Here is a 1,155-nt window from a genome sequence, read left to right on the forward strand (position 1 = left end):
GGCGCCGCGACCTGATGCTCACCGGCGGGGCGCTCTTCGTCGACGCCGACCGGCTGAGCGACCCGGCGCCGCTCGCGCTCTTTGCCTCGCTCGTCCAGCAACCGCTGATCGTCGGCGCGCCCGATGCGCTGACCCTGGGGCAGGCGCCGACGGTGCGGCTCGACATGCCGCGGCTGACCGCGAAGGAACAATTGCCGCTGTGGCGCGACCGGCTCGGCCCTTATGCGAAGAAGCTCAACGGCACGATCGAACGGCTCGCGGGCCATTTCCCGGTGTCGCCCGAACTCGCCGAAAGCGTCGCCGCCGAACTCGCGGTGCTCGCCCCCGATCCGGCGGCGAAGCCCAGGAAGGGCGATCCCAAGCTCGAGGATATCGCCTGGGACGCCGCGCGCCGCTTCGCGCGCCCGCGCATGGAGGACCTTGCGCGGCGCATCGACAGCGAGGCGAAATGGAACGACCTCGTCCTGCCGCCGGCGCAAAAGGATGTGCTGCGCGCGATCATCGCGCAGGTGCGCAACCGCCCGACGGTCTATGAAAGCTGGGGCTTCGCCAAACGCAGCGCCGGGCGCGGGCTGGGGATCAGCGTGCTCTTCTCGGGTCCCTCGGGCGCGGGCAAGACGCTCGCGGGCGAAATCCTCGGCGCCGAACTCGGGCTCGACGTCTATCGCATCGACCTGTCGTCGATGATGTCGAAATGGATCGGCGAAACCGAGAAGAATCTCCGCCGCCTGTTCGACGCCGCCGAGGAGGGCGCGGCGATCCTCCAGTTCGACGAAGCCGACGCGCTGTTCGGCAAGCGCGGCGAGATCAACGAGAGCCGCGACCGCCACGCCAATATCGAGGTCAGCTATTTGCTCCAGCGGATCGAGGAATATCGCGGCCTGTCGATCCTGACGACCAACTATCGCTCGAACATCGACACCGCCTTCCTGCGCCGCCTGCGCTTCATCATCGACTTCGATTTCCCGGCGCAAAGCGAGCGCGCCGAAATCTGGCAGCGTATTTTTCCCAAGGCGACGCCGAAGGCGACGCTCGATTTCGACCGGCTGGCGCAGCTCAACCTGTCGGGCGGCTCGATCCGCAACGTCGCGATGGGCGCTGCCTTTGCCGCCGCCGATCGCGGGCAGGACGTCGACATGGCGCACATCCTGTCCG

At 68.0% G+C, this 1,155-nt stretch carries 1 protein-coding gene; it reads left to right on the top strand.

Annotated elements, in window-relative coordinates; all coding sequences use genetic code 11:
- Nucleotides 1–1,155, top strand: a 1,155-nt coding sequence (locus B1A78_RS21825) for an ATP-binding protein (RefSeq protein WP_144037967.1), incomplete at both ends; no start/stop codon positions are given.

Source organism: Sphingopyxis sp. KK2 (genome assembly GCF_001990265.1).
In the GTDB taxonomy this organism is placed as follows: Bacteria; Pseudomonadota; Alphaproteobacteria; order Sphingomonadales; family Sphingomonadaceae; genus Sphingopyxis.